The sequence below is a fragment of the Pseudomonas sp. Sample_14 genome (genome assembly GCF_004307515.1).
Classification (GTDB): domain Bacteria; phylum Pseudomonadota; class Gammaproteobacteria; order Pseudomonadales; family Pseudomonadaceae; genus Aquipseudomonas; species Aquipseudomonas atacamensis.
Genome location: NZ_RCOC01000072.1, coordinates 63,575 through 70,057, shown reverse-complemented (window position 1 = coordinate 70,057; position 6,483 = coordinate 63,575). Strand labels below are relative to the sequence as shown.

Sequence of the window (6,483 nt, the reverse complement as noted above, 5' to 3'; positions counted from 1 at the left end):
AATTCCGAAACCCCAATTGCGAAAGCAGTTGGGGTTTTGTTTTGCCTGCGAGAAATGTGTCCGCTTGATTTCTATGCAACGGCCCGGGGCATGGCTATTATGCGGGCCTCATTGTGAGGCGATACCTGCATGCTGACGTTGTTGAATCTACTGAAGGATGGACGATTCCATTCCGGACAGGACCTGGGCGTTGCCCTGGGAATAAGCCGAAGTGCTGTATGGAAGCAGCTACAACAGCTTGAAGCGGAACTTGGCCTGTCGATCCATAAAGTTCGCGGTCGCGGATATCAATTGTCGACGCCTCTGACGCTCCTTGATCCTCTTGAAATAACCAGGAAGATGCCTCAATGGCCGGTGCGTGTGTTCGACTCTGTTGACTCGACAAATGCCGAAGCTCTGCGCTCCATCAGTGACGGCGCCGCCGTGCCGTTTTTGGTGCTCGCGGAGCGACAATTGGCAGGCCGTGGTCGTCGAGGTCGTAAGTGGGTAAGCCCATTTGCAGAAAATCTTTATTACAGCCTTGTACTCCGCATCGAAGGCGGCATGCGTCAGCTTGAGGGACTGAGCCTTGTTGTTGGCTTGGCGGTGATGCAGGCCTTGCGAAACACCGGTGTGGCCAATGCCGGTTTGAAGTGGCCCAATGATGTTTTGGTGGGTAACAAGAAAATAGCCGGCATTCTGCTCGAACTCGTCGGCGATCCTGCGGATGTGTGTCATGTTGTATTGGGTATAGGAATCAACGTGAATATGCAGGTTGCCGATGAGGTCGACCAGCAATGGACTTCTATAAAACTGGAGTCAGGCAAAGCCTGCGATCGCAATGCTCTGGTGGTTGAATTGAGTAATCAACTCAAGACTCATATCCATAAACACCAGCTCAACGGGTTCGCAAGTCTGCAGGCAGAATGGGCGGAAAATCATCTGTGGCAGGGTCGGTCCGTGTCGTTGATCGCTGGTAACAGCCGTATCGATGGGGTAGTGCTCGGGATTGATAACCAAGGCGGGTTGCGCTTGATTGTAGATGGTGTTGAAAAAGCCTTTAGTGGTGGAGAGCTCAGCCTGAGGTTGCGTGATGATTCTTGAGCTTGACTGCGGCAATAGCTTTATTAAATGGCGCGTGCTGAATGCCTCGGCGAGCGAGCTGGTCTCGGAAGGAGTTGTAGACTCTAACCAGGCTTTGCTTGAGAGCTTGCGCATCATAAAGTCGCTGTCACTGCTCCACTGTCGTTTGGTAAGCGTCAGGACCAACGAGGAAACCAGCGCTTTAACCGAAATGCTCGAGCGCGAGTTCGGTATTCCTATCTCGCGTGCGAAGCCCGCTCGCGAGATGTCCGGCGTTCGAAACGGCTACGAAGACTATGAGCGTCTGGGGCTTGATCGCTGGCTGGCGATGCTTGGCGGCTTTCACCTGGCTGCCGGAAGTGCTTGTCTGGTTCTCGACTTCGGTACTGCGGTTACTGCCGATTTTGTCGGGGCTGACGGTGAGCATCTCGGTGGGTTCATTTGTCCAGGCATGCCTTTGATGCGAAACCAGCTTCGCACCCATACCCGTAAAATTCGTTATGGTGATGAGGCGGCAGAGCGCGCCCTTTCCAGTCATGTCCCGGGGCGTACCACCGTGGAAGCGGTGGAGCGCGGTTGTTCTTTGATGCTGAGGGGCTTTGTTCTCACTCAATTAGAGCTGGCTCGAGCGTACTGGGGAGAGCAATTCACCGTCTTTATTACGGGAGGGGATGCCGAGTTGGTTAAAGGCGTCGCGCCTGACGCCAGGGTTGTGCCCGACCTGGTTTTTGTCGGCTTGGCGATGGCGTGTCCCTTGTCCTGAGGTTTATATGCGTTGGTTGTTCCTGCTCCTAGTGGTTCTCAATGTTTTTTACTATGTCTGGCATCAGCAGGAAGCGCCCTTGCGAGCCAAAGATGTAACGCCCCTTAGTCTGTATCGCGGTTCGCAGCAGGATATCCGTCTACTGAGCGAAACTGCTGGTGAAGGCGGGAGAGGGCAGGTGGTGCCGCGTCAGCAGTGTCTTTTCCTTGGTGGATTTTCTGAAGAGGATTCAATTGCCAAGCTGCAACAGCGCCTGGTGGCGATGAGGGTCAATGCTCAATCCGTGCCGAAAGATGCTGCAGGAAGCGGTTACTGGCTTGCAGTTGCGCCGGATGGCCAGCGTTTGTTGGGCGATCAGCAGTTGCAAAACCTTTCCAAGGAATTCAATGAGTTAAAACATAAAATAATGCTGTGCGAAGGGGTTGCACCTGCTCAATAGTTTGCATAGAATGGCGCCCGCTCCACAGCGAACACCTTAAACGGGATTCGAAGTGAAGCGTGTCAACGCAGCTAACCTCAGGTTTTTAAATGAGAAAATGCTTGACAGGGGTTTGGCATGATATAGAATGCCGGCCTGATTAGGAGGGGTTCCCGAGCGGCCAAAGGGATCAGACTGTAAATCTGACGTCTACGACTTCGAAGGTTCGAATCCTTCTCCCTCCACCAGATTTAAGCGTGAGCTGCAGGCTCCGCGGGTATAGTTTAGTGGTAGAACCTCAGCCTTCCAAGCTGATGATGCGGGTTCGATTCCCGCTACCCGCTCCAAGTTTGCAGGTTGTGCAAAAGGGTTTTGCTCTTGTAGCTCAGTTGGTAGAGCACACCCTTGGTAAGGGTGAGGTCAGCGGTTCAAATCCGCTCAAGAGCTCCATATAACAAGGCAGATATGAAAATATCTGCCTTTGTTTTAATGGTTGATATTGTTTGTCTAATTTCTTCTGTAGAGGGTGATATCGATGGCTAAGGAAAAATTTGATCGTTCCCTGCCCCACGTCAACGTTGGGACCATTGGTCACGTTGACCACGGTAAAACCACTCTGACTGCTGCTCTGACTCGCGTTTGCTCCGAAGTTTTCGGTTCTGCAATCGTTGACTTCGACAAGATCGACAGCGCACCAGAAGAAAAAGCTCGCGGTATCACCATCAACACCGCGCACGTTGAGTACAACTCGAAGATCCGTCACTACGCTCACGTTGACTGCCCGGGTCACGCTGACTACGTGAAGAACATGATCACCGGTGCTGCTCAGATGGACGGCGCTATCCTGGTTTGCTCGGCCGCTGATGGTCCGATGCCGCAAACCCGTGAGCACATCCTGCTGTCCCGTCAGGTTGGCGTTCCGTACATCGTGGTCTTCCTGAACAAGGCTGACCTGGTAGACGACGCTGAGCTGCTGGAACTGGTTGAGATGGAAGTTCGTGACCTGCTGTCGACTTACGACTTCCCGGGCGACGACACTCCGATCATCATCGGTTCGGCTCGTATGGCGCTGGAAGGCAAAGACGACAACGAGATGGGCACCACTGCCGTCAAGAAACTGGTTGAAACTCTGGATGCCTACATCCCAGAACCAGTTCGTATGATCGACAAGCCATTCCTGATGCCAATCGAAGACGTATTCTCGATCTCGGGTCGCGGTACTGTTGTGACTGGTCGTATCGAGCGCGGTATCGTTCGCGTTCAGGATCCGCTGGAAATCGTTGGTCTGCGTGACACCACCGTTACTACTTGCACTGGTGTTGAAATGTTCCGCAAGCTGCTCGACGAAGGTCGTGCTGGCGAGAACTGCGGCGTTCTGCTGCGTGGTACCAAGCGTGACGACGTTGAGCGTGGCCAGGTTCTGGTCAAGCCAGGTTCGGTCAAGCCGCACACCAAGTTCACCGCAGAAGTTTACGTTCTGAGCAAGGAAGAAGGCGGTCGTCACACTCCGTTCTTCAAAGGCTACCGTCCACAGTTCTACTTCCGTACTACTGACGTGACTGGTAACTGCGAGCTGCCAGAAGGCGTTGAAATGGTAATGCCAGGTGACAACATTCAGATGACTGTTACCCTGATCAAAACCATCGCGATGGAAGACGGTCTGCGTTTCGCTATCCGTGAAGGCGGTCGTACCGTTGGCGCTGGCGTCGTAGCCAAAATCATCGAATAAGCGGTTGTAATGTATTTTTCGGGCCGGCATAATGGTCGGCCTGATTTTGTTTTAGGTCAGTAGCTCAATTGGCAGAGCGACGGTCTCCAAAACCGTAGGTTGGGGGTTCGATTCCCTCCTGACCTGCCAGATTCACTCGGTGTGTCTGGCTTTCTTTTCACAGGATCTTCATAGATGACTCCTAAAGCTGAAGCTCAAGGCTCTCGCTTCGATCTGCTCAAGTGGCTTGTAGTAGTCGCTTTGGTGGTTGTTGGCGTTGTTGGCAATCAGTATTACGCTGCTTCGCCGATCCTGTACCGTGTACTCGCTTTGCTTGCCATTGCTGCTGTAGCTGCCTTTGTAGGCCTGCAGACCGCGAAGGGCAAGTCTTTCTTTGTACTGGTTAAGGAAGCTCGCACCGAGATTCGTAAAGTCGTGTGGCCAACTCGCCAAGAAACCACGCAGACCACGCTGATTGTCGTGGCTGTTGTTCTGGTTATGGCGTTGCTGTTGTGGGGTCTCGATTCCCTGCTCGGCTGGCTTGTTTCCTTGATTGTCGGCTAAGGGTGTCCCGTGGCTAAGCGTTGGTATGTTGTGCATGCTTACTCGGGTTACGAGAAGCATGTGATGCGCTCGCTGATCGAGCGCGTAAAGCTGGCTGGCATGGAAGATGGCTTCGGCGAGATTCTGGTTCCCACTGAAGAAGTGGTTGAGATGCGTAACGGCCAGAAGCGCAAAAGCGAACGGAAGTTCTTCCCAGGCTATGTGCTGGTCCAGATGGATATGAACGAGGGTACTTGGCACTTGGTCAAGGATACTCCTCGGGTGATGGGTTTCATCGGCGGTACCGCTGACAAGCCTGCACCAATTACCGATAAAGAGGCAGAAGCGATTCTGCGTCGCGTTGCTGATGGTAGCGACAAGCCGAAGCCGAAGACGTTGTTCGAGCCAGGCGAGACGGTGCGTGTCAATGACGGTCCATTCGCTGATTTCAATGGCGTTGTGGAAGAAGTTAACTACGAAAAGAGCCGGATCCAAGTGGCAGTGCTCATTTTCGGTCGCTCTACTCCGGTGGAGCTCGAGTTCAGTCAGGTCGAGAAGGTCTAACTGGACAAGCAATCCCAACCCCGCAGCCTTAGGCTGTGGGGTTTTGTCGTCACTGGGATAAACGCGCAAGTAACCGGGGAGCCTTTCGAGGCGTTCGAACCCGTAATTGGAGTGCCTCATGGCCAAGAAGATTACCGCTTACATCAAGCTGCAAGTGAAGGCCGCTCAGGCTAACCCAAGTCCACCGGTTGGTCCTGCTCTGGGTCAGCACGGCGTGAACATCATGGAATTCTGCAAGGCTTTCAACGCCCGTACTCAGGGTCTTGAGCCAGGTTTGCCGACTCCAGTGATCATCACTGTCTACAGCGACCGTAGCTTCACTTTCGAAACCAAATCCACCCCTGCTTCGGTTCTGCTGAAGAAGGCGGCCGGTCTGACCAGCGGTTCCGCTCGTCCGAACACCGTTAAGGTTGGCACTGTTACCCGTGCTCAGCTGGAAGAAATCGCGAAAACCAAAAACGCGGATCTGACTGCAGCTGATATGGATGCAGCCGTGCGTACTATCGCCGGTTCTGCTCGTAGCATGGGCCTTAACGTGGAGGGTGTGTAATGGCTAAGCTGACCAAGCGTCAAAAGGCTATCGCCGGCAAAATCGAAGCAGGCAAGGCCTACAACATTGTAGACGCCGCTGCTCTGCTGGCCGAGCTGTCGACTGTCAAGTTCAGCGAGTCGTTCGACGTTGCTGTAAACCTGGGTGTAGACCCGCGTAAATCTGACCAGGTTGTTCGTAGCGCTACTGTGCTGCCGCACGGCACTGGCAAGACCGTTCGCGTTGCTGTGTTCACCCAGGGTCCAGCTGCTGAGGCCGCTCTGGCTGCCGGCGCTGACCGTGTAGGTATGGACGACCTGGCTGCCGAAATGAAAGGCGGCGACCTGAACTATGACGTAGTGATCGCATCCCCGGATGCCATGCGCGTTGTAGGTCAGTTGGGTCAGATCCTCGGTCCACGTGGCCTGATGCCTAACCCTAAAGTCGGCACCGTAACTCCAGACGTAGCCAACGCGGTCAAGAACGCCAAGGCTGGTCAGGTTCGTTATCGCACCGACAAAAACGGCATCATCCACACTTCCGTTGGCAAGATGGGCTTCGACGCCGTCAAGCTGAAGGAAAACGTTGAAGCCCTGATCGCTGATCTGAAGCGTATCAAGCCAGCTTCCTCGAAAGGCATTTACGTCAAGCGCGTTACCCTGAGCACCACCATGGGCCCAGGTCTGGTTATCGACCAGAGCTCGCTCGACGCGTAAGACAAAGGTTGGCGCGGTTTGCCGCGCCAATTGAAAGATTGGGGTCCCTGCCTGGCGGGGGCTATCCAAGACCGTAGGCGGCGCAAGCCTTAAACCTCAAGCCTACGCAGATGGTGCTCCCGGTTCCTTACCGAATCAGACACCAAAACGACATTCGGTTCCGATCGAATGAAACGGTAA

Annotated in this window: 8 protein-coding genes and 4 tRNA genes; all 12 read left to right on the top strand. The window is 54.0% G+C overall.

Features of this window, described 5'->3' with window-relative positions; translation table 11 throughout:
• The first annotated feature begins 129 nt into the window (after nucleotides 1–129).
• The 12 genes from birA (at nucleotide 130) to rplA (ending at nucleotide 6,303) form a co-directional block, all read left to right on the top strand.
• Nucleotides 130–1,083, top strand: a complete 954-nt coding sequence (gene birA / locus D8U61_RS17795) for a bifunctional biotin--[acetyl-CoA-carboxylase] ligase/biotin operon repressor BirA (RefSeq protein ID WP_130903220.1) — start codon at nucleotides 130–132, stop codon at nucleotides 1,081–1,083.
• The gene (locus D8U61_RS17790; protein WP_130903219.1) at nucleotides 1,073–1,825 is read left to right on the top strand and encodes a pantothenate kinase; all 753 of its coding nucleotides are present in this window, start codon (nucleotides 1,073–1,075) and stop codon (nucleotides 1,823–1,825) included. Before birA ends, D8U61_RS17790 begins: the two co-directional genes overlap by 11 nt.
• Before the next feature lie 7 nt (nucleotides 1,826–1,832).
• Complete coding sequence (locus D8U61_RS17785) at nucleotides 1,833–2,264, top strand: hypothetical protein (protein ID WP_125925892.1); 432 nt, start codon at nucleotides 1,833–1,835, stop codon at nucleotides 2,262–2,264.
• Between the two features lie 142 nt (nucleotides 2,265–2,406).
• Nucleotides 2,407–2,491 (top strand) — tRNA-Tyr (locus tag D8U61_RS17780).
• Nucleotides 2,492–2,516: 25 nt separating this feature from the next.
• Nucleotides 2,517–2,590, top strand: a tRNA-Gly gene (locus D8U61_RS17775).
• Nucleotides 2,591–2,617: 27 nt separating this feature from the next.
• Nucleotides 2,618–2,693, top strand: a tRNA-Thr gene (locus D8U61_RS17770).
• Nucleotides 2,694–2,778: 85 nt separating this feature from the next.
• On the top strand, nucleotides 2,779–3,972 hold the full coding sequence (gene tuf, locus D8U61_RS17765) for an elongation factor Tu (RefSeq protein WP_064361246.1): 1,194 nt from the start codon (nucleotides 2,779–2,781) through the stop codon (nucleotides 3,970–3,972).
• A 53-nt stretch (nucleotides 3,973–4,025) separates the two neighbouring features.
• Nucleotides 4,026–4,101 (top strand) — tRNA-Trp (locus D8U61_RS17760).
• A gap of 45 nt (nucleotides 4,102–4,146) precedes the next feature.
• On the top strand, nucleotides 4,147–4,515 hold the full coding sequence (secE, locus tag D8U61_RS17755) for a preprotein translocase subunit SecE (RefSeq protein WP_016772937.1): 369 nt from the start codon (nucleotides 4,147–4,149) through the stop codon (nucleotides 4,513–4,515).
• Between the two features lie 9 nt (nucleotides 4,516–4,524).
• Nucleotides 4,525–5,058: a transcription termination/antitermination protein NusG gene (nusG, locus tag D8U61_RS17750; RefSeq protein WP_007957598.1), complete on the top strand. Its 534-nt coding sequence runs from the start codon at nucleotides 4,525–4,527 to the stop codon at nucleotides 5,056–5,058.
• Nucleotides 5,059–5,176: 118 nt separating this feature from the next.
• Complete coding sequence (rplK, locus tag D8U61_RS17745; protein ID WP_003176435.1) at nucleotides 5,177–5,608, top strand: 50S ribosomal protein L11; 432 nt, start codon at nucleotides 5,177–5,179, stop codon at nucleotides 5,606–5,608.
• Nucleotides 5,608–6,303: a 50S ribosomal protein L1 gene (gene rplA / locus D8U61_RS17740; RefSeq protein WP_016772938.1), complete on the top strand. Its 696-nt coding sequence runs from the start codon at nucleotides 5,608–5,610 to the stop codon at nucleotides 6,301–6,303. Before rplK ends, rplA begins: the two co-directional genes overlap by 1 nt.
• The last annotated feature ends 180 nt before the right edge of the window (nucleotides 6,304–6,483 follow it).